The organism is Azospirillum brasilense (genome assembly GCF_003349955.1).
In the GTDB taxonomy this organism is placed as follows: Bacteria; Pseudomonadota; Alphaproteobacteria; order Azospirillales; family Azospirillaceae; genus Azospirillum; species Azospirillum brasilense_B.
In genome coordinates this window covers 36,376-62,400 of sequence record NZ_QLKQ01000045.1, presented here as the reverse complement: position 1 = coordinate 62,400, position 26,025 = coordinate 36,376, and the positions used below count along the sequence as shown (strand labels likewise).

General features: G+C 68.8%; 22 protein-coding genes. 10 read left to right on the top strand and 12 right to left on the bottom strand.

The features are described from left to right. Positions 1–185: 185 nt before the first annotated feature. Together DXK32_RS19615 and DXK32_RS19610 are read left to right on the top strand one after the other, a co-directional pair. A complete protein-coding gene (locus DXK32_RS19615; protein ID WP_035679074.1) occupies positions 186–674 on the top strand; it encodes a YajQ family cyclic di-GMP-binding protein in 489 nt (162 codons plus the stop codon). A gap of 191 nt (positions 675–865) precedes the next feature. Further along, entirely contained in the window at positions 866–1,321 is a 456-nt protein-coding gene (locus tag DXK32_RS19610; RefSeq protein WP_114860042.1) for a hypothetical protein, read from the top strand. A 12-nt stretch (positions 1,322–1,333) separates the two neighbouring features. Here DXK32_RS19610 and DXK32_RS19605 read toward each other — a convergent pair whose 3' ends face one another. Both DXK32_RS19605 and DXK32_RS19600 read right to left on the bottom strand, forming a co-directional pair. Beyond that, entirely contained in the window at positions 1,334–2,344 is a 1,011-nt protein-coding gene (locus DXK32_RS19605) for a M23 family metallopeptidase (RefSeq protein WP_114860041.1), read from the bottom strand. Positions 2,345–2,444: 100 nt separating this feature from the next. Further along, on the bottom strand, positions 2,445–2,819 hold the full coding sequence (locus DXK32_RS19600; protein WP_114860040.1) for a response regulator: 375 nt from the start codon (positions 2,817–2,819) through the stop codon (positions 2,445–2,447). A 251-nt stretch (positions 2,820–3,070) separates the two neighbouring features. On the opposite strand from DXK32_RS19600, the gene rpoH reads away from it, so the two are divergent. Both rpoH and DXK32_RS19590 read left to right on the top strand, forming a co-directional pair. Continuing rightward, positions 3,071–3,946: an RNA polymerase sigma factor RpoH gene (gene rpoH, locus DXK32_RS19595; RefSeq protein ID WP_114860039.1), complete on the top strand. Its 876-nt coding sequence runs from the start codon at positions 3,071–3,073 to the stop codon at positions 3,944–3,946. A gap of 344 nt (positions 3,947–4,290) precedes the next feature. Then, positions 4,291–6,369, top strand: a complete 2,079-nt coding sequence (locus DXK32_RS19590) for a putative bifunctional diguanylate cyclase/phosphodiesterase (protein WP_114860038.1) — start codon at positions 4,291–4,293, stop codon at positions 6,367–6,369. A gap of 28 nt (positions 6,370–6,397) precedes the next feature. On the opposite strand, the gene DXK32_RS19585 is transcribed toward DXK32_RS19590, so the two are convergent. Continuing rightward, the gene (locus tag DXK32_RS19585; RefSeq protein ID WP_114860037.1) at positions 6,398–8,287 is read right to left on the bottom strand and encodes a potassium/proton antiporter; all 1,890 of its coding nucleotides are present in this window, start codon (positions 8,285–8,287) and stop codon (positions 6,398–6,400) included. Positions 8,288–8,561: 274 nt separating this feature from the next. Here DXK32_RS19585 and DXK32_RS19580 point away from each other — a divergent pair, with 274 nt between their 5' ends. After that, on the top strand, positions 8,562–9,314 hold the full coding sequence (locus DXK32_RS19580) for a porin (RefSeq protein ID WP_247877242.1): 753 nt from the start codon (positions 8,562–8,564) through the stop codon (positions 9,312–9,314). A gap of 139 nt (positions 9,315–9,453) precedes the next feature. Then, complete coding sequence (locus DXK32_RS19575; protein ID WP_014198692.1) at positions 9,454–9,633, top strand: hypothetical protein; 180 nt, start codon at positions 9,454–9,456, stop codon at positions 9,631–9,633. 77 nt (positions 9,634–9,710) lie between these two features. Here DXK32_RS19575 and DXK32_RS19570 read toward each other — a convergent pair whose 3' ends face one another. Next, positions 9,711–10,241, bottom strand: coding sequence for a GNAT family N-acetyltransferase (locus DXK32_RS19570; protein WP_114860035.1), 531 nt, complete (start codon positions 10,239–10,241; stop codon positions 9,711–9,713). A 180-nt stretch (positions 10,242–10,421) separates the two neighbouring features. Between DXK32_RS19570 and DXK32_RS19565 the strand changes: the two genes are divergently transcribed. After that, the gene (locus DXK32_RS19565; protein ID WP_114860034.1) at positions 10,422–10,736 is read left to right on the top strand and encodes a hypothetical protein; all 315 of its coding nucleotides are present in this window, start codon (positions 10,422–10,424) and stop codon (positions 10,734–10,736) included. A 22-nt stretch (positions 10,737–10,758) separates the two neighbouring features. Here the strand turns inward: DXK32_RS19565 and DXK32_RS19560 are convergent, their stop codons facing one another. Further along, on the bottom strand, positions 10,759–11,775 hold the full coding sequence (locus DXK32_RS19560) for a patatin-like phospholipase family protein (protein WP_114860033.1): 1,017 nt from the start codon (positions 11,773–11,775) through the stop codon (positions 10,759–10,761). A gap of 175 nt (positions 11,776–11,950) precedes the next feature. On the opposite strand from DXK32_RS19560, the gene DXK32_RS19555 reads away from it, so the two are divergent. After that, positions 11,951–13,744 carry an ABC transporter ATP-binding protein gene (locus DXK32_RS19555; protein ID WP_114860032.1) on the top strand — a complete coding sequence of 598 codons (1,794 nt, stop codon included), beginning with the start codon at positions 11,951–11,953 and terminating at the stop codon, positions 13,742–13,744. Between the two features lie 35 nt (positions 13,745–13,779). Here the strand turns inward: DXK32_RS19555 and DXK32_RS19550 are convergent, their stop codons facing one another. Beyond that, on the bottom strand, positions 13,780–16,380 hold the full coding sequence (locus tag DXK32_RS19550; RefSeq protein ID WP_114860031.1) for a hybrid sensor histidine kinase/response regulator: 2,601 nt from the start codon (positions 16,378–16,380) through the stop codon (positions 13,780–13,782). A gap of 369 nt (positions 16,381–16,749) precedes the next feature. On the opposite strand from DXK32_RS19550, the gene DXK32_RS19545 reads away from it, so the two are divergent. Next, positions 16,750–18,528, top strand: a complete 1,779-nt coding sequence (locus tag DXK32_RS19545; RefSeq protein ID WP_114860030.1) for a tetratricopeptide repeat protein — start codon at positions 16,750–16,752, stop codon at positions 18,526–18,528. Positions 18,529–18,541: 13 nt separating this feature from the next. Here DXK32_RS19545 and DXK32_RS19540 read toward each other — a convergent pair whose 3' ends face one another. The 5 genes from DXK32_RS19540 to DXK32_RS19520 all read right to left on the bottom strand — a co-directional run bounded on the left by DXK32_RS19540 (position 18,542) and on the right by DXK32_RS19520 (position 23,055). After that, positions 18,542–19,267, bottom strand: coding sequence for a fused DSP-PTPase phosphatase/NAD kinase-like protein (locus tag DXK32_RS19540; protein ID WP_247877241.1), 726 nt, complete (start codon positions 19,265–19,267; stop codon positions 18,542–18,544). 92 nt (positions 19,268–19,359) lie between these two features. After that, a complete protein-coding gene (locus DXK32_RS19535) occupies positions 19,360–20,361 on the bottom strand; it encodes a hypothetical protein (RefSeq protein WP_114860028.1) in 1,002 nt (333 codons plus the stop codon). A 31-nt stretch (positions 20,362–20,392) separates the two neighbouring features. Next, on the bottom strand, positions 20,393–21,388 hold the full coding sequence (locus DXK32_RS19530; RefSeq protein WP_114860027.1) for a hypothetical protein: 996 nt from the start codon (positions 21,386–21,388) through the stop codon (positions 20,393–20,395). A 110-nt stretch (positions 21,389–21,498) separates the two neighbouring features. Continuing rightward, positions 21,499–22,338 (bottom strand): 23S rRNA (adenine(2030)-N(6))-methyltransferase RlmJ, encoded by an 840-nt coding sequence (locus tag DXK32_RS19525; protein WP_114860026.1) that lies wholly within the window; start codon positions 22,336–22,338, stop codon positions 21,499–21,501. Positions 22,339–22,410: 72 nt separating this feature from the next. Continuing rightward, positions 22,411–23,055, bottom strand: coding sequence for a transglycosylase SLT domain-containing protein (locus DXK32_RS19520; protein ID WP_247877240.1), 645 nt, complete (start codon positions 23,053–23,055; stop codon positions 22,411–22,413). Positions 23,056–23,653: 598 nt separating this feature from the next. Here DXK32_RS19520 and DXK32_RS19515 point away from each other — a divergent pair. After that, positions 23,654–24,958, top strand: a complete 1,305-nt coding sequence (locus DXK32_RS19515) for a tetratricopeptide repeat protein (protein ID WP_247877239.1) — start codon at positions 23,654–23,656, stop codon at positions 24,956–24,958. Positions 24,959–24,986: 28 nt separating this feature from the next. Here the strand turns inward: DXK32_RS19515 and DXK32_RS19510 are convergent, their stop codons facing one another. Further along, positions 24,987–25,925, bottom strand: coding sequence for a LysR family transcriptional regulator (locus DXK32_RS19510; protein ID WP_094302592.1), 939 nt, complete (start codon positions 25,923–25,925; stop codon positions 24,987–24,989). Positions 25,926–26,025: the final 100 nt, after the last annotated feature.

Sequence of the window (26,025 nt, the reverse complement as noted above, 5' to 3'; positions counted from 1 at the left end):
GTGAGGGGGTTGCGCGTGGCGGTGCGTTCGGCACAAGCGCAACCCCCTCACCCTAACCCTCTCCCCAGAGGGGAGAGGGGATTTAAAATGCGATCACCCTGCGGTTTGCGTGCAGGCCCCTTGAAGGCGGGGGGCGGCCTCGTCTACGGTTCCGCGATTCCGTCCGCCTGAGCAAAGAGAGTCCCATGCCGTCCTTCGACATCGTGTCCAAGACCGACATCCACGAAATCGACAACGCGCTGAACGGCATGCGCCGCGAGATCGAGACCCGTTTCGACTTCAAGGGCTCGCGTTGCACCGTGGAGCGCACCGAGAACGACATCACCCTGCTGGCCGACGACGCCCCCAAGCTGGAGCAGATGCAGGAATTGCTGCGGGTCTACGTCACCCGCCGGAAGCTGGACGCCGGCGCCCTGGACTATTCCAAGCCGCCGGAGCGGGCGGCGGGCGATGCGCTGCGTCAGGTCGTCACCGTCAAGCAGGGGATCGCCCAGGACCTCGGCAAGACCATCGTCAAGGCGATCAAGGACGCCAAGATGAAGGTCCAGGTCTCCATCCAGGGCGACGAGCTGCGCGTCACCGGCAAGAAGCGCGACGACCTCCAGGACGCCATCGCCCTGGTGCGCGGGCTGAAGATCGAACAGCCCCTGCAGTATCTGAACTTCCGGGACTGAGGGCCGGCGAGGGTACGCCACGGGGTCGGTTTTGCCGGACGGCCGGTCATTCTTGCCGGGTGGGGCGGAAATTTTTGCCGGGCGCACGGGCGGCGGGGAAGCTGGACCGCCCGCTTCTCTGCCCCTTTCGGGGATGGCCCGTCCCTTGCTTGCCCTGATCCGGTAGCCGAACGCCGCAGGGTCCACGCGCCATGTCGATACCGGCCAACGCCGACGCTTCCCAGTTGATGCGTATCCGGGCTGAAGAGCTTCTGGAGCGCAAAGGCACGGGTGCGCCCCGGCAAGCGGGGGAACTCGCCGGCCAGTTCGCCGCGATGCTGGAGCAGTTGAACGGCGTCGGCGGCGAGGATGGTGCGTCGGGCCTGATGGCCTCCTCCGCGGCGGGCCCGGTCACCGGAGGCTCGGCGATCGCCCACCGGCTGGGTGTCGGCGCCGTCAGCGTCTTTGCGCAGAGCGGAGGGGACGCGGCGTCCAACGGCCAGAGCGCCGAAGGTCACCCCCCCGACATGGCGGCGCCCAACGCCGAAGAGGCCATGCAGGTGGTGCAGAGCGCGCTCCAGGCCGAAAGCGCGCCGAATTTCCGCTGGCTGACCACGCTGCTGACCCAGGGCGTTCCCGACCGCATGAAGACGGGGTCGGCCCAGTAACGGCGTGCCGGTTCAGCGAAGCTCCAGCCGACGCTCCAGCGTGACCACCGTCTTGCCGTCGCGGGTCAGCGTCACGATGCCTTGATAGGGACCCTTCGGCCATCCCGACGCCGGGCGCTTCAGCCCCTGATAGGCGAACCACGCGGCCTTATCCCCGGTGATGCCTTTGCTGTTGTCGAACAGGGCCCGGCCATTGCCGTCGAGGATGCGGACCCGTTGGATGTCGCCGTCGCGGACGCCCATGATGTCGGACCACAGCACCAGCATGGGGGAGTCCCCGGTCAGCGTCTCCCCGGCGAATTCGCCGTGGCGGGCCGGTTCGGCTTCCGGAACGCGGCTGGTGGCGAAGCCGGCGCCGAGGCCGGCGGTCGGGCGGTAGGCCAGCGCCTGTGCCGTGGCGGCGTTCCACAACGGCTTCATGGCCTGGCCGCAGGCGGTGAAGGGCTGCTGGCCGACGAAGGGGTCGACGACCGCGCCGTTGTGGCGCACGCCGAAATGCAGATGGGGGAACTCGGTCAGCCCCGACAGCCCGACCTCGCCCAGCCGCTGCCCGGCTTCCACCCGTTGGCCGGGGGTGACCGCGACGCTGCCGCGCTTCATGTGCAGATAGGCGGTCTGCCAGCCGTCGCCATGCTCGATGATGACGGCGTTGCCGCCCCCGACCTTCATCACCGTGTCGCGTCCGATGACGTTGACGTTCACGTCCTCCATGCCGTCGCGCACCCGCAGGACGGTGCCTGCGCCCGCCGCCAGCACGGCGACGCCCTTGTCCATGGCCGTGTAGTCGGGCAGACGGAAGTCCGTGCCGTCATGGCCGTCGTAGCTCAGCCGTCCGCAGGCATGGTCGCGCCAGCCGGGACCGGGGTCCTCATCGACGTAATTCTGGACGAAGCAGGTCTCTCCGATCCGGCAGTCGAGCGGCAGCCCGAAGGCCGGCGCTTCCGCCGTCGCCGGGCCGGCGGAGGCCAGGGCGCCCGTGAGGAGGCTTGCGAGAAGGGCGGTGGCGAACGCGGCGCGGATCATGCGGGCTTCCCTGGGGCAAGGGGGCGGGTCAGCCGGTGCAGGGTGAGGGAAGGCCGGTTCCGACGCAATCGCAAGGAAGCCATACGCCGGCCGGAGCCCGTCAGCCGGCGATCAGCACCGCGAGCACTTCAGTGGCCAGGATCGCCGGTTTGATCGGCTTGCGGACCATCCGGGCGACACCCAGCTTGGTCAGGGCCTGCATGGTCAGTTCCGGCGGCACGCGCTCGTCGATTCCGGACAGGACGATGATCCGCAGATCCGGGCGAAGATTCTTGGCCACCTGGATGACCTCGAACCCGTCATGCTCCGGCATGATGAGGTCGGTGACCAGCAGGTCGAACTCATGGAAGGTCAATGACTCGATGGCCGCCCGCGCGTCGGTGCAGCCGGTCACGGTGTTGCCTTCCTTCTCCAGAATCTTGGTGACGATGCTGAGGGATACCGGGTCGTCATCGACGACAAGGATGTCCGCCATCGGAGTCTGCCCTCTCGTGAATCGGTGTCTGGGTTCGGGGTCTTGACGACCTGAATAAGGCCGGGGTGGTTTACGCCCCGTTTATGCCGGGTCGGCCATGCATCCAGGTCAGAGCACCCTGCACTCGCGACCGCAGGGCGTTGACTTGGCGTTCCGTGCGCGTAAACTGGGAGCGCCTTCATGGAGAAGGCGCCGGTTGCCCAGCGTGGGGGCCGGCGGATTGGGTCATATCGCTTTCAAGAGGATGTGACATGAGCACCGCATTGGCACTGACCACGCCCTTTCCCGGCGAGTCGCTGTCCCGTTACATCGAGCAGGTCCACCGCTTTCCCGTTCTGGGCGCGGAGGAGGAGTATGTGTTGGCCACCGCGTGGCGCCAGCATGGCGACATGGAGGCGGCGCGCAAGCTGGTGACCAGCCATCTGCGTCTGGTCGTCAAGATCGCCACCGGCTTCCGCGGCTATGGCTTGCCGATGACCGATCTGGTCGGCGAGGGCAACATCGGCCTGATGACCGCCGTCCGCAAGTTCGAGCCGGACCGCGGCTTCCGCCTGTCTACCTACGCGATGTGGTGGATCAAGGCGTCCATCCAGGAATACATCCTGCGCTCCTGGAGCCTCGTGAAGCTGGGCACCACCGGCGCCCAGAAGAAGCTCTTCTTCGGCCTGTCCCGCCTGAAGCGCAAGCTGGGCGAGTTCGGCAACGGCGACCTGAAGCCGGAAAGCGTGTCCCGCATCGCCCAGGAACTCGACGTGCCGGAGAGCGACGTGGTGGCGGTGAACCGCCGCTTCGTCCAGCCGGTCGCCTCGCTGAACGCGCCGCTCTCCGCCGGGGAGGGCACCGCGGAGATGCAGGACTTCCTGCCCGACGAGCGCCCGAACGCCGAGGACAGCCTGCTGGAGCGCGACGAGGCGATGCACCGCAGCGCCATGCTGCGCGACGCGATGGCGGTGCTGAAGGACCGCGAACGGGACATATTGACCGCCCGTCGCCTCAGCCCGTCGCCGAAGACGCTGGAGGATCTGGCCGCCGTCTACGGCGTCAGCCGCGAACGCATCCGCCAGATCGAGGAACGCGCTTTTCAGAAACTGTCCCAGCGGGTGCGGGAACTCGCCGCAGCGGCGTAAAGGGGGGCTTCTTGCCTCCCGCTCCGCTCTGGTGTATATCGAAAGGCGTAGATCCTGGAAGATTGGCTTCGGCTGCCGATGCCGGTCCTTCCAGGTGAGACATGACGGCGTTCTCCTGCCCTGGGTTGTGGTTCAGTGAGGGCGGGATGCAGCAGATGTTGTGATTTCGCCGCAATTTGTTGGAAAATGTTCCGCAAGCCGTCATAATGACAACTCGGTTTCTGTGCACCCCTGGGTATCGGGCCTCTTCCCGATGTCCGTGGGTGCCTTGGTGAGCGGGTACGGTTTTGTCCAACGTGTCTCCGGCAGAGCATCAGGGGCCTGACAGCCCGCCCACTCCGGCAATGCCGACCACATCGGCGTTCCTGGCGTCGCTGGCCGAAAGCCTCATGCATCAGGCCTCCTTCGCGTTGGTCTACGCCGACGCCGGGCGGCGCTGCCTGTTCGCCAACCCCGTTTTCGCCGCCGTCCTTCAGACGTCGCCCGAAGCCCTGGCGGGGCGGCCCCTGTTCGAGCTCGACCATCCGCTGGCGCGCGCCGTGTCGCAGGCCCTGGACCGCTCCGCTCAGAGCGGCGAGGCCGCGCCGGTGGATTGCGAGGTCGAACGGACGGACGGCGGGCGCGGCGTGCTGAGCGGCTGTGTCCTGCCGCACCGCACCGGCGATGGAGGCCAAGGCTTCCTGGGCCTGTTCCAGGAGGTGACCGATCCGGCCCGCATCGCCGATTTTGTCCTGCGCCGTGATCCCTTCGTGACCACGCTGCTCGACGCGGCGGTGGACGGGGTGGTGGTGGCGGACCACCACGGCATCATCCGCACGGTCAACCGGTCCTGCCGCGACCTGTTCGGCTACGACGAGGAGGAGTTGATCGGGCGGAACGTCTCCGTCCTGATGCCGTCGCCCTTTTCCCGCGATCACGACAAGTACCTCAGTGGCTATCTGGAGACGGGACGCGCAAAGATCATCGGCATCGGGCGCGACGCGCTCGGGCGCCGCAAGGACGGCGCCGTGTTCCCGATCCATCTCAGTGTCGGGCAGGCCCGGTTGGCGCGCGAGGTCGTGTTCGTCGGCATCATCCGCGACATCTCCGAACGGCTGGCGGCGGAGCAAAAAGCAACCTATCTCGCCCGGCACGATCCGCTGACCGGGGTTCTGACCCGCACCGCCTTCCTGGAAGAGTGCGAGGCCGTGCTGGCCGCGCCCTTCCCCGGCCAGGAAGGGGGGCTGTTCGCGCTCTACGCGCTCGACGTCGACCAGTTCAGCGACATCAACGAGGCGTTCGGCTTCCATGTCGGCGACGCCGCGCTGAAGGCGATGGTCAGCCGCGTGACCGAGGTGCTGCCGCAGCAGACCTACGTCTGCCGCATCGCCGCCGACGAGTTCGCCGCCCTGTCCCGCGTCGAGAGCGCGGAGCAGGCGGAGACGCTGGCCGATCTGCTGCACGACCGGCTGACCGCCTCCATCTACGCCGACCGCCATTGGGTGCGGCTGCGGCTGTCCATCGGCGCCGCGGTGCAGGACGCCGACATCCGCACGCTGGAGGAGCTGAACGCCAAGGCCAAGCTGGCGCTCCAGGCCGCCCAGCACAACGGCGGCAACGCCGTCTGCTTCTACACGCCGGAGATGGCCGCGGCGGCGACCCGGCGCATGTTCCTGACCATGCATCTCGCCCACGCCATCGAGCGGAACGAGCTGCACATGGCCTACCAGCCCATCGTCGAGGCCCGTTCCGGCCGGATCGTGGCGGCGGAGGCGCTGCTGCGCTGGAACCAGCACACGCTGGGGCCGGTCTCCCCGGGCGAGTTCATTCCGGTCGCCGAGGAAAGCGGCCTGATCGTCCCCATCACCGACTGGGTGCTGACCGCCGTCGTCGAACAGATGGTCCTGTGGGCGGAGGCGGGCACCCTGCCCAAGCAGATCTTCATCAACATCTCCGGTCCGCAGTTCCTGCGCGGCAATCTCAGCGCCCGCCTCGAGGAGCTGCTGGGCCGCAATCCGGAGCTGCGCGGGTGCCTGGGTCTGGAGATCACCGAGCAGGCGGCGGTGCGCGATCTGAAGGCCGCCGTGCAGACCCTGACGGAACTGGAGGCCATCGACGTCCAGGTGGCCATCGACGATTTCGGGTCGGGCTACTCGTCGCTCAGCTACGTGCAGCAGCTTCCGGTATCGAAGCTGAAGATCGACCGCGCCTTCATGGAAGACATTCCGGACAACCTGAAGAACGGGGCGCTGGTCCGCGCCGCGGTCGGCATGGCGCACGGCCTCGGCCTCGTCACCGTCGCCGAAGGGGTCGAGACCGAGGAACAGCGGGATTTCCTGGTGTCCGTTGGCTGCGACCTGCTTCAGGGCTATCTGTTCGGCCGTCCCGTCGCCCCCGACGCCTTCGCGGCGATGATCCGCGCCCAGCAGCCCGCGATGGCCTGACCAACCGCCGGAAGAGGCTGGAAGGAGGTCACCCCTCCAGCCGTTCCGGTTCCTTCCCGGCCAGGCTCGGCGCCTCGATGGCGCGGGCGGGCAGGCGCTCGCGGCGGGTTTCCCGGCGCTGCCAGCGGCGGAAGGAGCGTTTCGACCACCAGGACCGGATCGTCTGCCAGAACCGTTCCGGGTTCTGGAACAGCGGCACGCGGGGCGTGTCCATCGCCGACGGCTCCAGCGCGAGGCCGACCGAGGTGATCTGCCCGTCCTGCATGTCGCGGACGATCAGCTCCACGCCGCCCATGCGCATCCGGTCGCCCAGCTCGCAATTGCCGCCGAACTCGTTGCGCAGCAGGTCGCGCAGCGACCGCTGGGCGTTGGCCAGCGACAGGGGCAGGCCGTACATCTCGGCGATCTGCTCCACCGTCGCGTCGGGATTCAGCGCCAGATCGCCGTAGAAGGCGCGGTCGTCCTGATCCAGCGGCCGGCTTTCGGCGAACAGCTTGTCGATCAGCGGCAGTTGGCTGGGCGGGGTGAAGAGATAGACCATGTCCCCGGCCTGCAGCGTCCGCGCCTTGTGCAGCGGCACCACGCGCCCGTCGCGGATGACCAGGGATGGGCGGGCGAAGCGCGGCGTGCGCTGGCCTCGGGCGGCGGGGCTCTTGGGGTGGACGGTGTAGGCGACCATCTCCTGGTCGGCACCGCCGGGCAGTTCCAGCTCGAACCGTTCGACCGGACCGCGCCGCGGCGGGACGATCAGCTTCAGCCAGCGCGCCATCGGGCCGATCGTCCAGCCCTGCACCGCCAGCGACACGATCACCACCAGGAAGGCCGTGTTGAAGATCACCTGACCGCCCGGCAGCTCGCCCAGGATCGGCACCAGCGCCAGCAGCATCGACACCGCGCCGCGCAGCCCGACCCAGGCCATGAAGGTCTTCTCGTTGGCCGAGAAGCGGAAGGGCAGCAGGCACAGCCACACCGCCAGCGGACGCGCCAGCAGGATCAGCAGGGCGGCCAGCCCCAGGGCGGGCAGGGCGATCGCCCCGAAATCGTGCGGGGTGGCGAACAGGCCCAGCATGACGAACATAACGATCTGGCTGAGCCAGGTCAGGCCGGAGTGGAACTGCCGCAGGCCCAGCGCGCCGCGCAGCTTGACGTTGCCGGCGACCAGCCCGGCGGCGTAGACGGCGAGGAAACCGCTGCCCCCCAGCTCGTTCGTGCCGGCGAACAGGAACAGGGCGAAGGCCAGGGTGACCACCGGGTTGAGGCCGGGGTCGAGGCGGGCCTTGTTGATGAAGGCGGCCAGCCCGGCGCCACCCAGCACGCCCAGCACCGCCCCGCCGGCGATCTGCTTGACCAGGAAGCCCGCCAGCTCCATGGGCGTTCCCCAGCCGTGCAGCGCCGCCTCCACCAGCATGGCGGTCAGCAGGATGGCCGTCGGGTCGTTGCTGCCGGATTCGATCTCCAGCGTCGAGCGCACGCGGTCGCGGATGGTGATCCCGCCGACCCGCAGCAGGAAGAACACCGCCGCCGCGTCGGTGGAACTGACCGCAGCACCGACCAGGAAGGATTCGATCCAGGGCAGGCCCAGCAGACCATGCGCGGCGACGCCGACGACACCCGAGGTTATGGCGACCCCGAAGGTGGCGAGGCTGAGCGCCGGCCAGGCGGCGGCGCGGTAGCTCGACAGCTTGGTGTCCAAACCGCTTTCGAAGAGGATCACGGCGAGCGCGATGGAGCCGATCAGAAAGGCGCTGTCCGCGTCGTTGAAGCTGATGCCCCCGACGCCGTCGATCCCGGCGAACAGCCCGACGCCCAGGAAGATCAGCAGCAGCGGTGTGCCGATCCGCAGCGCCAGATAGCTGGTCAGGATGCTGACGATCAGCAGCGACGACCCGATCAGGATGATGGTGCTCGCTGTCTCCATAGTCCTCGCGCCGGAAAGGGAGTGATGCCGCCTTTGCGGTCATCCGATTTTGGCAATTCTTGGGCGCGAGTGCAACGCAGCGGCCAAAATTTCCCAATGTTCCTAAAATAATACAGAAATGTCTCCCGCAATGCAGCATTGCAGCGGGCTACAATCCGTCCGGGTTAATGCAACGGGCGAGGGGCATTTCATGTTTCGTACACGGCGTATTCCGGCACCACCCCTCGCAGCCCTGATCCTTGTCCTGTCCTCCGCCGCGGCGACGGCGGGAGCCTTGCCCGACCTGGACCGCACGGCGGCGGGCGGCGGTACGACGCCGATCCGCTTCGACAAGAAGGCCATCGACCTTGGCGGTTGGGGCGCCCTGGAGGTCGGCCGGACGGAAAGCGCGTCGCGCCGGATGGTGGCAACCACGCCGGTGCGCGACCAATGGTTCTCCGACCCGGTCTTCATGAACGACGGCGCCTTCGGCGGGCCGGACGCGCGGGCGACCTATTATTCGCCGGGCCTGCACGGCTTCAACATCGGGCTCGGCTACACCCCCGTGCGGACGGAGTTGGGGGCGGCCGATCCGCTCGCCCGTCATGTGGTGGAAGGCGTTGTGCGGCATGACGGCCGGCTGGGCAAGGCCCGCCTGCGCGTCACCGCGGGAGCGGGCAAGGCCGCCGTGGCCAAGGACCGCGGCACGCCCCGCCGGTCCTGGGTGGTCGGTGGTCAGGTGACGCTGCCCGGCGTGACGGTCGGCGCCGGCTATCGCGAGCAGTTGCCGGATGACGGCGCAGCGCGGCGGACGCTCAACGCCGGCCTCTATCTGGAGCAGGGCACGGCCGTCCGGGGCTGGACGGTCATGGGACGGCTGGCCCACACGCAGGTCGGCACGGAAGCCCCGCAGGATGCCTGGTCCACCGGCCTGCGGTTCCGCATGTCGCCGAAGGTCAGCGTCACGGCCGATCTGGGCACCATGACCTACGGCGGCGACCCGTCGGACAGCACGATGCTGCGCGTCGGGACCCGCGTTCTGTTCTGAATCATGGCCCGAATGGGTTCGGCATGCCTCTTTCGCCCTCATCCAAGGGTGGTTTCCCGACGGAATCGCGGTGTCGTGGAAGCAAATGGCCTTCTCGCCTGTTTATAGGGGCGAGATGCACCACAAGGAGGGTTTGGACATGTCTCGTTTGCGCCTGATCGGGACCGCCATTGCGCTGTTGACGCTCGCGGCCTGTTCGACCGGCGGCGTGGTGGGCGGCACGGCTGGCGCCGCCGGCGGCTACGCGGTGGACGGCAAGCGTGGCGCGATCATCGGCGGCCTGGGCGGCGCCGCGCTGGGCACGGCTCTGGATCGCTGACCGGACGCGGCGGACACGCTCCGTTGCCGAGGACGACAAGCGCGTCGCACCGATCCGGTGCGCGCGCTTTCGTTTTTTCAGGCCCGCCATTCCTTGCGCAGCAGTGCGTATTGCATCGTGTTTTCGTAGAGGGGGTTTCCGTCACCGTCCGTCGTGAAGGAGATGAACTCCACGAACAGCCCTTCCTTCCTCATGCCGAGCCGCTCGCACAGGCGCTGCGACACGGTGTTGGTCTCCTCGACATAGGCGTAGAGACGACGCGCCTGCCTCGCCGCGAACAGATGGTCGAAGAAGGCCCGCGCGGCCTCGGTGGCGTATCCCGCACCCGCGAAATCCGCGTTGAAGTTCCAGCCCACCGAATGGGTGTCCGGCGGCTCGTGCATCTGGAACAGATCGCCGATCACCCGGCCGGAGCTGCGCAGGCATACGGCGATGTGTTCATCGCTCCGGCTGCGCGCGTCCACCTCCGCGGCCGCCGCGTCGAGGCCGTCCAGTTTGAGCGAGAGGAAGCAGTTTGCCCGGGGCTGGCTCAGATAGGCGAGCAGGTCCGGCGCGTCTCCGTTCCGGAAGGGCCTCAGGATCAGGCGCTCTGTGGTGATGGAGTCCATTCATCGTCTCTGCGGAAGTGGCCGGACGGGGAGGTCGGCAGATCATGAGCCGGTCAATTTTGCCGCCCGGCACATCGGAGCCCCCAGGAATCCCACTTATGCGGTTGATTGCCAAGCATATTTAAAGTTGCACAAAACTTGCTTGCGGGATCTCCAACCCATCGGTCACGAGAAACCGTCATGCAAATCGGCAGCTATTTAACCGAGGTCTCCCGCGTCGTCGCCAAGTTCGCGGTGAAGACCGAGAAGACCGAACCGGAGAAGGAGGCCAGCGGCGTCAGCGCCGCCGACGCCTTCCTCAAGGAGGCGCGGAAGTCACCGGCCCAGCGCATCCGCGACCAGTTGCTGGCCCGGATGAAGTTGGACGAGCAGTCCCTCGCGGAGATGCCGCCGGAAAAGCGGGCGGCCATCGAGAAGCAGATCGCCGAGGAGCTGAAGCGCCAGTTGACCGGCGAGCAGGACCGGCGCGGTGCCGCGGTGGACCTGACCGCCTGATTGCCTGACCGCCTGACGCCGCTCACACCGGCGGCGCGTAGCCGAACACCCTCAAGGCGTCCTGAAGGTCGGGGAGGACGCGCTCGACCGCCGCCTCACCCTCGCGGATGCAGTCGTCCGCCCGGTCGAACTCCGACAGGCCGATGTGCCCGAGCCGCGGCGTGATGTGCACGTCCGGCGGCTCGCCCGCCAGACGGGACCGCGCGATGCGGTCGGTGACGATGCCCAGCGAGGAGACCATGACGCCGAACAGGCTCGGCCCCTCGTAGTCGCGCCGGAAGATGCGGCGGCTCAGCGCGCCGATGGGCACGCGGAAGCCGGCGCGCGACTTGGCCTCGCCCTCCGGTCCCGGCTCCTCGTCGATCAGCTTCAGCAGGTCGAACCCCGCCGCGGTCGGCACGGCGGCGCCGGGACGCCGCGACTTGCCGATGATGTCGGCGGACAGATTGACGGCGATGACCATCTGGGCGCCCAGCGCCCGGCAGGCCGACACCGGCACCGGGTTGACCAGGGCGCCGTCGACCATCCAGCGCCCCTCGAAGCGCACCGGCGGGAAGACTCCGGGCAGGGAGAAGGAGGCGCGCAGCGCGTCCACCAGCGGGCCGTTGCGCATCCACACCTCGTGTCCGGTGACCAGATCGGTGGCGATGGCGGCGAAGGGGCAGGGAAGCTCCTCGATCAGGGTGTCGCCCAGATGGTGGCGCATCTCGGCGACCAGCCGGTCCCCGCCGATCAGCCCGCCGCCCTGGCGCAGCCGCAGGTCCAGATAGCCGACGATCTTCATGCGGGTCAGGCTGCGCGTCCACTCCTCCAGCGCGTCGAGCTTGCCGGCGAGGTGGAGACCGCCGACCAGCGCCCCCACCGAACTGCCGCAGACGATGTCCGCCTCGATCCCGTAGCGCGCCAGCGCCCGCAGGACGCCGATGTGCGCCCAGCCGCGGGCCACCCCGGCGCCCAGCGCCAGACCGATGCGCGGCCGGTGATGGTGCTGGCCGTAGCGATTGCCGAGACTCTGTCCGTTTCCGCCGTCCGCCGCCATGGCGCCTCCTTTGCACGGGGTGAAGCGCGTTCCGGCCGGTATCGTGCCATCCGCCCGGTTAAGGAAGCTTGATCGGTTCCGCACCGCCGGACAAGTCTTGCCCGATAAGGCCCGGTGGACAAGCACCGGCGCCATCGGCTAAGCCATCGCGATTGCGCTACAGGAAGACGTGCACGTGAGCAAGAAGAGCGGAGAACGGCTGCGCCTCGACGCGGCGACGGAACGGCTGGTCGGCCGCATGCTGCGGGAATGGGTGCGCCCTTACACCGGCAAGCTGATGCTGTCCTTCCTGCTGATGGCCGTGGTGGCGGCGGCGACCGGCGCCTATCCGCTGCTGATCGACCAGGCCTATTCGATGTTCTCCGAGCAGGACCGCGGCATGCTGCTGGTCATCCCGCTCCTGATCATCGTGGTCACGGCGGTCAAGGCGCTGTCCATGTATTCCCAGACGGTGGTGACCACCGACATCGTGCAGCGGATCATCACCGACGTGCGCCTGTCGATGTTCGACCATCTGCTGCGGTCCGACACCGCCCAGCTTCACGCGGCCCCCACCGGCACGCTGACCTCCCGCTTCATCAGCGACGTGGACCTGATTCGCAACGCCCTGTCGCGGACCCTGACCGGGCTGGTGCGCGACATCCTGACGGTGATCGCGCTGGTCGGGTCGATGTTCTATCTCGATTGGGTGCTGTCGCTGATCGTCTTCCTGATCTACCCGATCGCCGCCATTCCCATCGTGAACATCGGCAAGCGGCTGCGCCGCGTGTCGCGCGACACCCAGGCGCAGATGGGCGACATGACCGCCCTGCTGACGGAGAGCCTGGCCGGCGCCCGCATGGTCAAGACCTACTCGCTGGAGGAGTACGAGCGCGCCCGCGCCGCCCGCGCCTTCGAGGACAATTTCGCCCTGACCATGAAGGCGACCCGCGCCCGCTCGCGCATCGACCCGATGATGGAGGTTCTGGGCGGCGCCGCGGTGGCCGGGGTGATCGCCTTCGCCGGCTACCGCATGGCGATGGGCGAGGGCTCGGTCGGCGCCTTCTCCGGTTTCGTCGGCGCGCTGCTGATGGCGGCGCAGCCGGTGCGGGCCATCGGCACGCTGAACGCCGTGCTCCAGGAAGGTCTGGCCGCCGCCCAGCGCATCTTCGAGCTGGTGGACGAGAAGCCGACCATCACCGAGCAGCCCGGCGCCAAATCCCTGGCGGTGGAGCGCGCCGCCGTGTCCCTGCGCGATGTCCGCTTCGCCTACGAGGAGGGGACGGAGACGCTGAAGGGCATCGACCTGGAGGTTCCGGCGGGAGCCACGGTGGCGCTGGTCGGGCGCAGCGGCGCCGGAAAATCCACCGTGTTCAACCTGATCCCGCGCCTCTACGACGCGACGGGCGGGCGGGTGCTGATCGACGGGCAGGACGTGCGGGCGGTGACGCTGAAGAGCCTGCGCGGCGTGATCTCGCTGGTCAGCCAGGACACGGTCCTGTTCAACGACACGGTGCGCGCCAACATCGCCTTCGGGCGGCTGGACGCCCCCTTCGACGACATCGTGGCCGCCGCGAAGGCCGCCGCCGCGCACGACTTCGTCGCCCGGCTGCCGGAGGGCTACGACACGGTGATCGGCGACCGCGGCGTGAAGCTGTCGGGCGGCGAGCGGCAGCGCCTCGCGCTCGCCCGCGCCTTCCTGAAGGACGCGCCGATCCTGCTGCTCGACGAGGCGACGAGCGCCCTGGACAGCGAGTCCGAGCGGCTGGTTCAGGGCGCGCTGGAGCGGCTGACCCAGGGGCGCACGACGCTGGTCATCGCCCACCGTCTGGCCACCGTGCGCAACGCCGACCGGATCGTCGTGATGGAGGGCGGGCGCATCCTGGAGCAGGGCACCCACGACGCCCTGATCGCGCAGAACGGCACCTACGCCCGCCTGTGCAAGCTCCAGTTCGGCGAGGACGGCGAGGCCGCCCTGCTGGCGCCCTGAATCGGCGAACCTGAATCGGCGAACCTGAACCGGGCTCACTCCGCCGCGGGCACCATCTCCGCCACGGCGTTGTGCAGTTCTTGGGCGGCGATGGGTTTGTGCAGCAGGGTGTGGCCGCCCGCGCGGGCTTCCGCCAACCGCTCCGGGGCGGTGTCACCGGTGATGATCGTCGCCGGAACCGGCGCCCTCAGCCGCTCGCACACCGCCCGGATGGCGTCCAGGCCGGTCTTTCCATCACGCAGGCGGTAATCGGCCAGGATCGCGCTCGGCCATTCCCCGCTCTCGACGTGCTGAACCGCGTCCTCGATGGAGCCCGCCGTCAGCACCCGATAGCCCCAACCTTCCAGCATCGCCTGAAGGCCGAGGCGGATCAGCGGCTCGTCGTCGATCACCAGGATCATGCCCCGCCCGTCGCCCGTCGCCAGACGGGCTTCCGCCGGCGCGGCGCGGGTGGCCTGACGGGTGACCAGTGGCACGTCGATGCAGAAGGCGGAGCCCCTTCCCGGCCGCGAGCGCAGATGGACCGTGTGGCCGAGCAGGCGGGCGAGGCGGCGCACCACCGCCAGGCCGAGCCCCAGCCCCTTGCTGCGGTCCCGCTCCTGGTTGGCGACTTGGTAGAACTCCTCGAAGATCTCTTCGTGCTGGTTGGCCGGGATGCCGATGCCGGAGTCCATCACCTCGATGCGCAGGCGGTCGCCCCGGCGCCGGCAGCCGATCAGCAGGCCGCCCCGCTTGGTATAGCGCAGCGCGTTCTCCACGAGATTGCGCAGGATGCGCATCAGCAGCGCCGGATCGCTGCGGACCGTCAGGGTGCAGGGCACCACGCGCAGCCGCAGCCCCTTCGCCCCCGCCTGGGGATGGTATTCGGCGCCCAGCTGTTCGATGATCGGGCCGATCGCCAGATCCTGCAGTTGGGGCACGATCAGTCCCGCATCCAGCTTGGACACGTCGAGCAGGCTGTCGAGCAGCATGCGCAGCCCATCCATGGCCTGCCCCATGGAATCGAGAAGCGGGGCCGCGGGGTGCCCGTCCAGCCGCTCCTGCAGCGCCGATTGGAACAGCATCATCGCCTGGACCGGCTGCCGCAGGTCATGGCTCGCGGCGGCGAGGAACTTGGACTTGGCGACGTTGGCGCGGTCGGCCTCGGCCTTGGAGGCGCGCAGGGCGTCTTCGGTGCGGCGGCGCTCGGTGATGTTGCGGACGATCCCCGTGAAATAGCGGCGCGTCCCGGCGGTCCATTCGGTGACCGCCAGTTCGATCGGGAAGATCGAGCCATCCTTGTGTCGTCCTTCGACCTCGCGCCCGATGCCGATGATCTTCTTCTCGCCCGTGCTCTGGTAGGCCTGCAGATAGCCGTCGTGGGCGGAGTGGTAGGGCTCCGGCATCAGGATGCGGATGTTCCGGCCGACCGCTTCGCCGGCCTCGTAACCGAAGATGCGCTCCGCCGCCGGGTTGAAGCTCTGGATCGTGCCCGTCTCGTCGATGACCAGCATGGCATCCACCGCGGTCTGCACGATGGCCCGGTGGCGGGCCTCGCTTTCCGCCAGCGCCGCCTCGCGTCGCCGGATGAGGTCCGCCGCGCCGCGGATGGCGCGGCCCACCGCCTCGATCTCCGCCACGCCGCCGCCGGGCGGCGGCACTGGGTACCCGGCGCCCAGGGCCTGGGCCGCTTCGGCCAACTGCGAGACGGATCGCGTCAGGCGCCGCCCGAGCAGGACCGCCGCCCCGACCCCGATCAGCAGAAGGACCACGCCGCCGCCGGTGAAGAGCAGGAGGGCGTGGCGCGCCGGGGTCGCCACCAGGGCGGTGGGGACGCTCATCGCGACCACCCAGCCGAAGCTGCGGGATCGGCTGTAGGTCTGGATCGCCTCCACACCCTCCAGATTGACGGCGCGGTGGAAACCGTCCGGCACCCGCTGCATCCCGGTCCACAACGAGTCGGGAAGGCGCTTGCCGACGAACTGCTCGGTCTGGTGCGACCGGGCGATGACGACGCCGTCCTGGTCGATCACCCCGGCCCGCCAGCCCGCCGGGATGCGTTCCGGCGACACGATGGCCTGAATCCGGTCCTGGGGGATGTTGAGGCTCAGCAGGTAGCGGATCTGGCCGTCGCGGATCACCGGGGCAACGACCGCGAGAAGCGGCATCTGGCTCACGCCGCCGATGAAAAGCCCGGTGACCTGCGGCCTTCCCGTGTCCATGACCCGTTGATCGGCATCGAGCACGGTGCGGTCCGGCAGGTCCTCGCCCCAGGGCACCCGGCTGTTGACCCATTGCCGGCCCTGCGGATCGCGCAGAACCACGTTGGTGCCCAGCCGGTCGCGCGTCCCGGCGGCCTGCCGGTAGAAGGCGGCCATATCGCCCGTTGTCAGGCTTTCCGTTGTGGACAGCACCTCGGCGGCGGCGATCAGGCGGCTCACCTCGCGCTCCACATCCTCCGCCAGCAGGCGCGTCCGGTCGAGGACGAGCTGTTCCGTTTGCCGGGCCTGCGCGTCGACGTTGCGGATAAGGAGGAACACCGAGAAAAGGACCAGCGGCACGGCGACCGCCATGACCAGCAGGACGAGCCAGCCCCTGACCCGTTGCGGGCGCAGCCAAGCCGTCGGCCGCGGTGGCATCACCGGATTGGGGGTCATCGAATCAGCCGGCGTCCGAACACAACCCGGTGTCGGATCGCTTGCGGACAGCGACCGATTCGGCAGGAGGCTTCGTCATGGGCGGACCCTCGCGGTCCGGATGGCACCGCAGCGTGCGCTCTCATCCCTCGAAGTCCATGAAACGACTTGGTTTTGGCGGGACGGTCGATCGAGGAGACGTGTCCGGTCCGAACGTACCGAGGCATTTCGCAGGCCACCCCTGGGTCACCGGTTGCTTGGCATCTCTAAACCAGATTGTATCATACCGCACAATAATCGGTTGAGAATCCATCGATCCGCCCAGGGAAGGGGGCCGGGTGCCCCGCCGCCAATTGGCGCCGGGGCCGATCCGGTCTATGGTCCCGCCTCATGGAACCTTCACTCGACGACGCGATCCGCCTGCACAAATCCGGCAACCACGCGGGGGCGGAGCCGCTCTACCGCGCCGTGCTCGAACGGGAGCCGACGAATCGCGGCGCGCTGCAGATGCTGGCGATGCTTCTGGTGCAGACCGGGCGTCCGGCCGAGGCCGTTGGCCATTTCCGGACCATCCTGCGCCTGGAGCCCGGCGGTGTCGCCGGCTACAGCAACCTCGCCGCCGCCCTGCGCCTGGCCGGGCAGGGGGCGGAGGCCATCGGCTGCCTGCACCGGGCGCTGGCCCTCGACCCGGCCCACGCGGCCTCCTGGTTCAACCTCGGCAACGGGTTGAAGCAGCAGGAGAAGGCGGCGGGCGCCGATCGCGGTTACCGGCGGACCCTGGCGCTGGACCCCGGCCACGCCGGTGCGGCGGGCAACCGGACGGCGCTGCGGAATCAGTGGGGCGCGCGTCTGGACGAGGCGGACCGGCTCGCCGCCGCGGCGCGCCACCCGACGGCCTCCGCCGAAGTCCGGGCGGCGGCGGCCGAGGCCCTGCTGGCGGTTGGCGACACCCTCGCGGCGGAAGCGATGGCGCGCGCCGCCCTGGGCCGTGAGGATCACCATCACCGGGCGAACCGGTTGCTGGGGCGCCTGTTGTTGGAGCGCAGCGGGGCGATGGGGGTGCAGGACGGAAAACCCTTCGCGGTCGACCGGACGCTGGTGGAGGAGGCCATCGGCGTTCTGCGCCGGGCCGTCGCCGCCCGTCCGGACGACGACGAGGCCGACTGGCTGCACGTCGCCGCGGTGGCGACTCTGGTGCAGGTGGGGCTGGCGTCCGACGCGGTGCTGCGCGACGGGGCGCGGGCCGCCTGGGTCCGCCTGCGGCGCCATCCCAAGGACACGGTCGCGGCCTCCGTCATCGGTTTTCACGTCTACCGCCGGGACCGGCTCGTCCTCGCCTCCTGGCTGGGCCGGCGCTTCCGGCGGCGCTTCACCGCGGCAGAGGTCGCGCGGGAGCATGAGCTGGGCCTGTGGACCATGCTGCGCGCCGACGACGCCTTCTTCCGCGCCCTGCCGCCGGTCGAAACAGTGCTGGAAAGCATGGCCCCCCTGGAGTGCCGCATCGAGCCGGCGCCGGGACCGGGCGGCGAACCAGCGGTCTTCTTCTGCTGCGACGATGTGTATTTCCGCCGCTTCGCTCCGGCGCTGCTGGAATCGCTGGCGGAACGGATGCCGGGCGCCACGGTCGCCGTCCATGTGGTGGCGCCGTCGCCGGAGACGGAACAGGCCATGGACCGCTGGCGGACGGACGGGCGGCTGAGGATCGGTTTCTCGCTGGACCGGCCGGACATGGCGGGATGGACCGACATCAAGCGCGTCACCTATTACGCCTCCGCCCGCTTCCTGCGCGCCTTGCAGTGGCTGCGCCGGTTGGACCGCCCGCTGATGGTGATCGACACCGACGCGCGGATCGCCCAGGACCTGCGGACCCTGCGGGAGGACATGGCCGACCATGACGTCGGGTTTCTCATCGACGGGCGCCGCCGCGGGCCGTCGCGGGAAATCACCGTCTGCTTCAGCGTCTACAGCAACACGCCGGGCGGCGACCGCTTCCTGTCGCTGCTCGGCGCCTACATCGGTCATTTCCTGGCGGGGGCGGAGGTCTATTGGATGCTGGACCAGATGGCCCATTACGCGGTGCTCGACCGGCTGAACCGGCATGAACCGATCCGCGTGCGCCGCTTCGACTTCCTGAACTTCCCCTATTGCCACTTCGTCGGCGCGAAGTGACGCGCCGTCCGCATCACTCCCGCCCGAGAACGCGGTCGACCACCGTGTCGGCCCATTCGCGGGAGCGGAAGCTGGCCTTGGCCTCCACCGGGTCGTAGACGCGCTCCACCCAGTCCCAGAAGGCGATCGGGCGCTTCTCGTTGTAGGCGGCGTACAGCTCGAAGAAATAGTCGAGGATGCCGGTCTTCGCCTGCTTGAAGTGGCCGTATTTCCAGTGGAGTTGCTTGGTCGCCCGCTCCAGCGGCACGCCCTCGTGGATGAAGAGGTAGAGCGCCGACATGAAACCGGCGCGATCCGCCCCCGACTTGCAGTGCAGAAGCGCCGGATACTGCATGGTCGCGAACAGGTCGCGGGCCTTCAGCAGCGTTTCCTTCTTCGGCATGTCGCGGGAGTTGACCGGAAAGTCCACCAGCGTCAGCCCGGCCGCCCGGCAGGCCTCGGCCTCCAGGATGTAGGAGGCGCAGTCGCGGCTGCCGCGCAGGTTCAGGATGGTCTTCACGCCATGCCGCGCCGCTTCCCGGATGTGCGAGGGCGAGGGCTGGCTCGCCCGGTACATGTTGGGGGAGATGCGGTGGGTGTTCGAGTAGACCAGCCGGAAGCAGGCGTGGTCGATGAACACGCTTTCGACATGCCCGAGCGCCCGTTGCAGCGGGGAGATCATGCGCCCGCGCGCCCGCTTGATCCCGTCGGCCAGCGCGGTGGTCGTGTAACGGCGCAACATCTTCCTGGTGGTGGCCACGCAAGCAGTCTCCAAATCGACAAGGCCGCCAAGATAGGCACACTTTGCGTGGCGTCAAGACCGCCGCGCCGCTGGGCTGTGCGGCGCTTTGGTCATCCGGCCCGCAGGACGCGCCCGTAGATGTCATACCGCGCGGCCAGCGACAGCACGATCTCCATGTAAAGGTTGATCAGGCCGTTGGCGTAGAAGGCCGGGCAGCCGGTGTAATGGCGCTCGCCCGCCTGCGCGGTCGGCTCGATCAGGTCGGCGTTCAGGACGATCATGCCGCCCGGCGCCCCCGCGTCATAGACGAAGGCGGTCTGGTGCCGGGGCAGGGGGTGGATGGCCTGATGGTCGTCGGCCTCGATGTGGCCGGCCCCCATGAACTGGCACAGCATGCCCAGGCTGCCCATGGCGAGCGGGAGCACCTGCTTCAGGCTGCGGCGCGACAGGTCGTCGTATTCGGCCAGGGTCAGGCCGGGCTTCAGCATCGGCGCCGACTCGCACAGGTTCCAGCAGACGTGGAGCGCGGTGTGGCTGCCCGTCTTGGTGATCGACAGCATGTCGTAGCCGGACGGCGCGTGCAGGACCGACGCCTCCAGCGTGTTGGCAAGGACGAAGCCGGCCGCGGCGAGCGGGGTGATGGCGCCCTCCGCCCGGCAGCGCTCCTCCTCCAGCGTCACCTTGATCGCCCAGTCCTTGATGATGGCGTCCAGCAGGTGGCACACGCTGTCGCGCAGGAAGCCGATCAGCGTCTCCGCCGGGGCGGCCTCCAGCCCGGCGGTGTCGGCGACGTCCAGCCCGTGCGGCGAGTCCGGCGGGTTGCATAGCAGCAGATGGCCGTCGGCGTCCAGCGGCATGCGGTTGGTGATGTGATCGCGCAAGTCGTTGTAGAGGAAGGCCAGCAGCGTGTTGATCGCGACCTTCTCGTAATCCTCCTTGCGGGTGTCCGCATGGGCCGGGCACTGGCCGGCGAGGCGCTGAAGCTCCTCGGCAAAGAGGTAGTTCGGGTCCTCGGTGATGCGGTGCAGGATCGGCGCGAGGTTGACACGGGTCATCCCGGCCTCCTCATGCGCGGCGAGATAGGTCAGGGCGAAGTCGTTGGAGCGGGCCATGATGGGGCGTCAATCTCGTGGGTGAGGACGGTCAGCGGTCGCGAAGCCGGTCGTAGACGCCGTAGTCCATGGCGATGCTGGCCACGATGTCGAGATACAGTTTGATGAAGCCGGGCGTGTAGAAGGCCGGGCAGCCGGTGTAATGCCGCTCCTCGGGCTTGGCGAAGCGGGTGATCGGCTCCGGGTTCAAGCAGATCAGCCCGGCCTCGTCGAGGACGAAGGCCGTCTGGTCCTTGGGCAGCAGATGGATGGCGAGGCCGTCGTGGGGCTCGATCCCCGACGCTTCCATGTAATGGACCAGCATGCCCAGGCTGGCCATGGACAGCGGCACCACCTGCTTCAGGCTGCGTCGCACGAGGTCGTCGTAAGCCGCCGCCTCCTGGTCCGGAAGCAGCAGGGGGGCGGCCTCGACCATGGCCCAGCAGATGTGGATGGCAGTGTGGCTGCCGGTCTTGGTGATCGACAGCATGTCGTAGCCGGCGCGCTGGTAGAGGGCTGAGTCCTCCAGCGTCGTGCGCAGGATGAAGGTCGCGGCGGCGGCGGCGGAGATTTCGCCGGTCCCCTGGGCGCGGTAATGCTCCTCCTCCGTCAGCAGGTCGGCGGCCCAGCCGGTGATGAGGCCGTCGAGCAGATGGCAGGTGGCGTCGCGCAGGACCGAGGCCATCACGTCGAGCGGGGCCGCCGCCATCGCGGCGCGGTCGGCCGGGTTGATGCCGTGGGGGGAGCGCGGCGGGATCGGCAGCATCACCTGCCCGCGCTCGTCCAGCGGCAGCTTGGACGCCACATGGTCGCGCAGCCGTTCGAACAGATAGGCGAGCAGCGTGTTGACCGTCACCTTGTCCGCGTCGTCGGCGTTGGGGGCGGCGTGCATGGGGCACTGGCCGCCGCCGCGCCGCAACTCCTCGCTGAACAGGAAGGCGGGGTCCTTCTGGATGGTCTGGAGGATGTGGGCGATCGAGACGCGCTCCAGCCCGGCATCGGCGTGAGCCTTGATGAAGCTGCTGGCGAAATCGTTGGAACGGGACATCGTGGCCTTGCCGGAACGGAGTAATCCCGTTCAGCCTAGGGCGAGTGGCGGGGCCGTTGCAACGGCAACCTCTGTGACCGGTTGCCGCTTCTCCGTTGAAATGTGCGGTTTTACCCCTCGGGGACCAGCCAGTCGACCGTGCAGCCGCCGCCGGTGGCGGGCAGGGCGGCGTGCAGCGCCGGCAGCAGGTCGCGCAGCGTGTCGTCCAGCGTCCAGGGCGGGTTGACGATCAGCAGGCCCGATCCGTTCAGCCGGAGGTGGGTGTCCTCCGGGTGCCAGGTCAGCTCGACCCTCAGGATCTTGCGGATGCCGGTGTTCTCCACCGCCTCCTGGAAGCGCCAGACGGCGGCGCGCTCCTTGATCGGGTACCACAGGGCGTAGACGCCGGTGGACCAGCGCCGGTGTGCCGCCTTCAGCCCCTCGGCCATGCGGGCGAATTCGTCCGGCTGCTCGAAGGGCGGGTCGATCAGGACGAGGCCGCGCTTTTCCCGCGGCGGCAGATGGGCCCTCAGCGCCTGATAGGCGTCGGTCTTGAAGGCCGAAACCTGACGGTCCCCGGCGAACTCCGCCTTCAGGGTCTGCCAGTCGTCGGGGTGAAGCTCGTTGAGGAGCAGCCGGTCCTGCTCGCGCAGCAGCGCCCGCGCCAGCCGCGGCGATCCGGGGTACCAGCGCAGCCGCCCGTCCGGGTTCAGCGCGGCCACCGCGTCCAGATAGGGCCGCAGCGCCGGGTGTGGCGCCGGCTGGCCGAACAGCCGTCCGATTCCGTCCTGGAACTCCAGCGTCTTGCGCGCCGGTTCGGAGTCCAGGTCGTAGCGCCCGATGCCGGCGTGGGCGTCGAGCACGCAGAAGGGCGCCGGCTTGGCGCGCAAATGATCGATGATCAGCGCCAGAACGGCGTGCTTCATCACATCGGCGGGGTTGCCGGCGTGGAAAATGTGACGGTAGTTCATGGGGCAGGGATTTAGCCCATCGGGGCGTTCCGCGCCATCCCCTGCGAAGCCGGTTTATTCGAAGCCAGGCTATCAGTCGAGAGAAGCGACCTGCTGGGCGTTGCGGAAGGTGCGGCGGGTGCTCGGCGCGATGCTGGCGGGCTCGGACTCGCCGCAGCGGGCGGATTCCAGCAGCTTGGCGCTCTTCGGGTCCAGCTCGTTCAGATGCTGCCAGATCTTGCAGACGTAGTTCTGGGCCTGACGGGTGGAGCCGCCGTTGTAGCGGGCGACGGCGGTCTTCCAGCTTCCCTGCTCGCCGTGAAGGCGAAGAAGCAGGCGACCGGCGTAATTGACGTTCTCGCGGGGATCGACGATCCGCTCCACCGGCTGGAACTCGCCGCGATGGGTGCCGAGCGAGATCTGCATGCAGCCGACATAGACGTTCTGGCGAAGCTGGCCGCGCTTGTCGCGGAGATGCCGGGCGGCGTCGTTGGCGTTGCGGGCGTAGACGGGACGGCCTTCCACGCTCATCGCGAAGGGGGTCGGGGCGCCGTCCTGGCCGCTTTCCACCAGGGCGATGGCAACCAGAAGACCGGAGGGGATGTTGAACTTGCGCTCGGCCTCGACGGCGTGGGAGACGCAACTGCTGTCCTGGGCGGCGGCGGGCTTGGCGGTGAGGACCGGAGCGGCGGCTAAGCCCAGTGCAAGAGCGATCCAGCCGCCATACGTGCGTCGCACGCGCTGAGTTCGATCCTGCATATCCTCGGTCCCCTCTTCGTTGCCGGGGTCATCCGGCTTCGTTTTGGCCCCCCGCGCGGGGCCGCCATTACCGGTCACCGAGTCGCTTACGGTGACCGCCTCCTACCCGAAAGTTCAGCGCCCACCAGCGGGCGCCGAAGCCACACTTCCAAAAATTTTATACAGCGTCAATCTATTTGCTGCCCGGTAATACCACGCCTTTCGATCGAACGATGTCACAAGGCGGCCGGAAAAACCCACCCGAGGCCTCGGTCTTATCCATCAAGACACTGATTCCGAAGAGCTTTGGAAAACCGAAAGAGGTGGATTGTGCGAAAGGCGTACAATTTCCTCCAAACGGCCTAATGCGACGGTCTGAAGCACGATTCGCGGCCGAACGACCTCCTTCGGATGCCTCTTGCGCGCGCGTGCAAGCTGGTGCAGGAGTGCGTGCCGTCTCCCGCAATCCGGAGTCTCCCGGATGCGGAGACGGCGACAGCGCATCTCCCATAGCGAAGTGATCGTGGATCGCGATTCGACGGCTCAAGCCGACCGTGAGGGGACAGGCTCCCTCGTCCAACCCGGAGACGTTCCGGGCATGTTGTTTCAGACCGGCTATGACCGACTCTATGCCGCCGACGCGGCGGGGGCGGCGCGTGCCTTCCGGCTCGCCTGCGCCGCCGATCCGGGATCGGGCGAGGCGTGGGGCGCCCTGGCCGACAGCACGCGGGATGCGGGCGAGGCCGCCGGAGCGCTGGCCGCCTGCGGGCGGGCGGTGGCGCTCGACCCCGGCGTGTGGCCCTGGCGGATCGCGCTGGCCGAGGCGCTGCGGACCGCCGGCCGGTTCGAGGAGGCCGTGGCCACCGGGCGGGTGTTGACGGCGGAGCGGCCGGATTCCGCAACGGCCCGGCTCGGTCTCGCCCGCGCCCTGGCGGCGGCGGGCCGGCGGGACGCCGCGCTGGAGGAGTACCGCGAGGCCGTGGCCCTGCGCCCCGGCGACCGCGAGGCGGCGTTGGAACTGGGCGCCCTGCTGGTCGAGTCCGGCGACGCGCTGGGCGCGGTGGAACTGCTCCAGCCGCTGTCCCGCCGGGATCCGGAGGACGCGGACCTGCACGCCGCCATCGGGCGGGCCTGGATCGCCCTGCAGGAGCCGGCGAAGGCGTTGACCGCTCTGCGCCGTGCCCAAAGCCTCGACCCGGACGACCGACTCGGCTGCGCGGCGCTGATCACCGCGCTGGAAGGCGGTGCGGGGGAAGACCTGTCGGCGGCCTATGTGCGCGCCCTGTTCGATCGCTACGCCGACCGCTTCGACCAGGATCTGGTGGGCAAGCTGGGCTACTCCGCGCCGGCCCTGCTGCGCGAGGCGGTGGACCGGCTGGGGCCGGCGTCCGAACGTGGGGCGCCTGGATTGCGGGTGCTGGACCTCGGTTGCGGCACCGGGCTGGCGGGCGTGGCGTTCCGTCCGCTGGCCGGGCATCTCGCCGGGGTCGATCTGGCCCCGCGCATGGTCGAGAAGGCCCGCGCCCGCGCTCTCTATGATGAGTTGGCGGTCGGCGACGTGGTCGCGGCCCTGGTACCGGCGCCGGGAAGCTGGGACCTGCTGGTCGCCGCCGATGTGCTCGTCTATCTCGGCGACCTGACCGCGCTGTTCGAAGGCGCCGCCAAGGCCCTGCGCCCGGCGGGCCGCTTCGCCGCGACGGTGGAGCGTCTGGACGGCGAGGCGGCGGTCTCCGGCTACGCGCTCGGCCCGTCGCGGCGCTACGCCCACAGCGAAGCCTATCTGCGCGCGATGGCGGCGGCGGCCGGCCTGACGGTGCTTCTGATGGAACCCTGCTCCCCCCGCCGTGAGAAGGGCGTGGGCGTGCCGGGTCTCCTCTTTATAATGGAGAAGCCGGCGGCCTGACGAAAACGGCCTTTCCGGGCGGCGGCGGTCACGCCTCCGCCCGGAAGGGCTGCAGGCTGAGCAGGGCGCAGTCCCAATAGGGGCGCGGGCCGAAGCGTTCGGCCAGGAAATCGACGAAGACACGGACCTTCGGCGACAGGTGCCGGTTCTGCGGGTAGACCGCGAAGACGTTCGACTCCGCCATGTAATAGTCCAGCAGCAGGCACTGGAGCTGTCCGTTGGACAGAGCCTCCCCGCACAGGAAGGTGGGCAGAACGATGATGCCGACGCCGGCGATGGCGGACTCGCGCAGCAGGTCGCCGTTGTTGGTGCGCAGCGACCCCGACACGCGGACCGAGCGCATGGCGTCACCGACGCGGAACTGCCACTGCTCGGCGGTCGGGATGTTGGTGTAGATCAGACAGTTGTGGTTGGACAGCTCATCCGGTGTCTGAGGTATCCCGTGCTTCTCCAGATAGGCCGGGCTGGCGCAGACCACCTGCCGGTTGGGGGCCAGCCGCTTGGCGATCAGCGAGCTGTCGCGCAGCCGCCCGATGCGCACCGCCAGATCGTAGCCCTCGTCGATCAGGTCCACGTAGCGGTCGTTCAGGTCCATCTCGATCTCGATGGACGGGTAGCGTTCGAGGAATTCGGCGACCGCCTTGGCCAGATGCAACAGCCCGAAGGACACCGGCGCGTTGACCTTCAACCGCCCGCGCGGGGCGGCGTGCAGGTCGGCGACGGCCTGCTCCGCCTCCTCCAGATCGGCGATGATACGGGTGCAGCGCTCGTAATAGGCCTGCCCGACCTCGGTCAGGCTGAGCTTGCGCGTGGTGCGGTTCAGCAGCCGCGCCCCCAGCCGGTTCTCCAACTCCGCGATGCGGCGGGAAACCACGGACTTGGACAGGTTCAGGCGCTCCGCCGCGGTGGTGAAGCTCTTGGTGTCCACGACCTTGATAAAGGCCATCATGTCGTCGAGGCGATCCATCCCATTGTTCTACACCCGGAAACAATGAAGTTCCAGCGCCCTGGATTTGCCGAAACGGGGCAACGCGCTATCTTTTGGGACGCCGCAGCCTCCAGCGCGG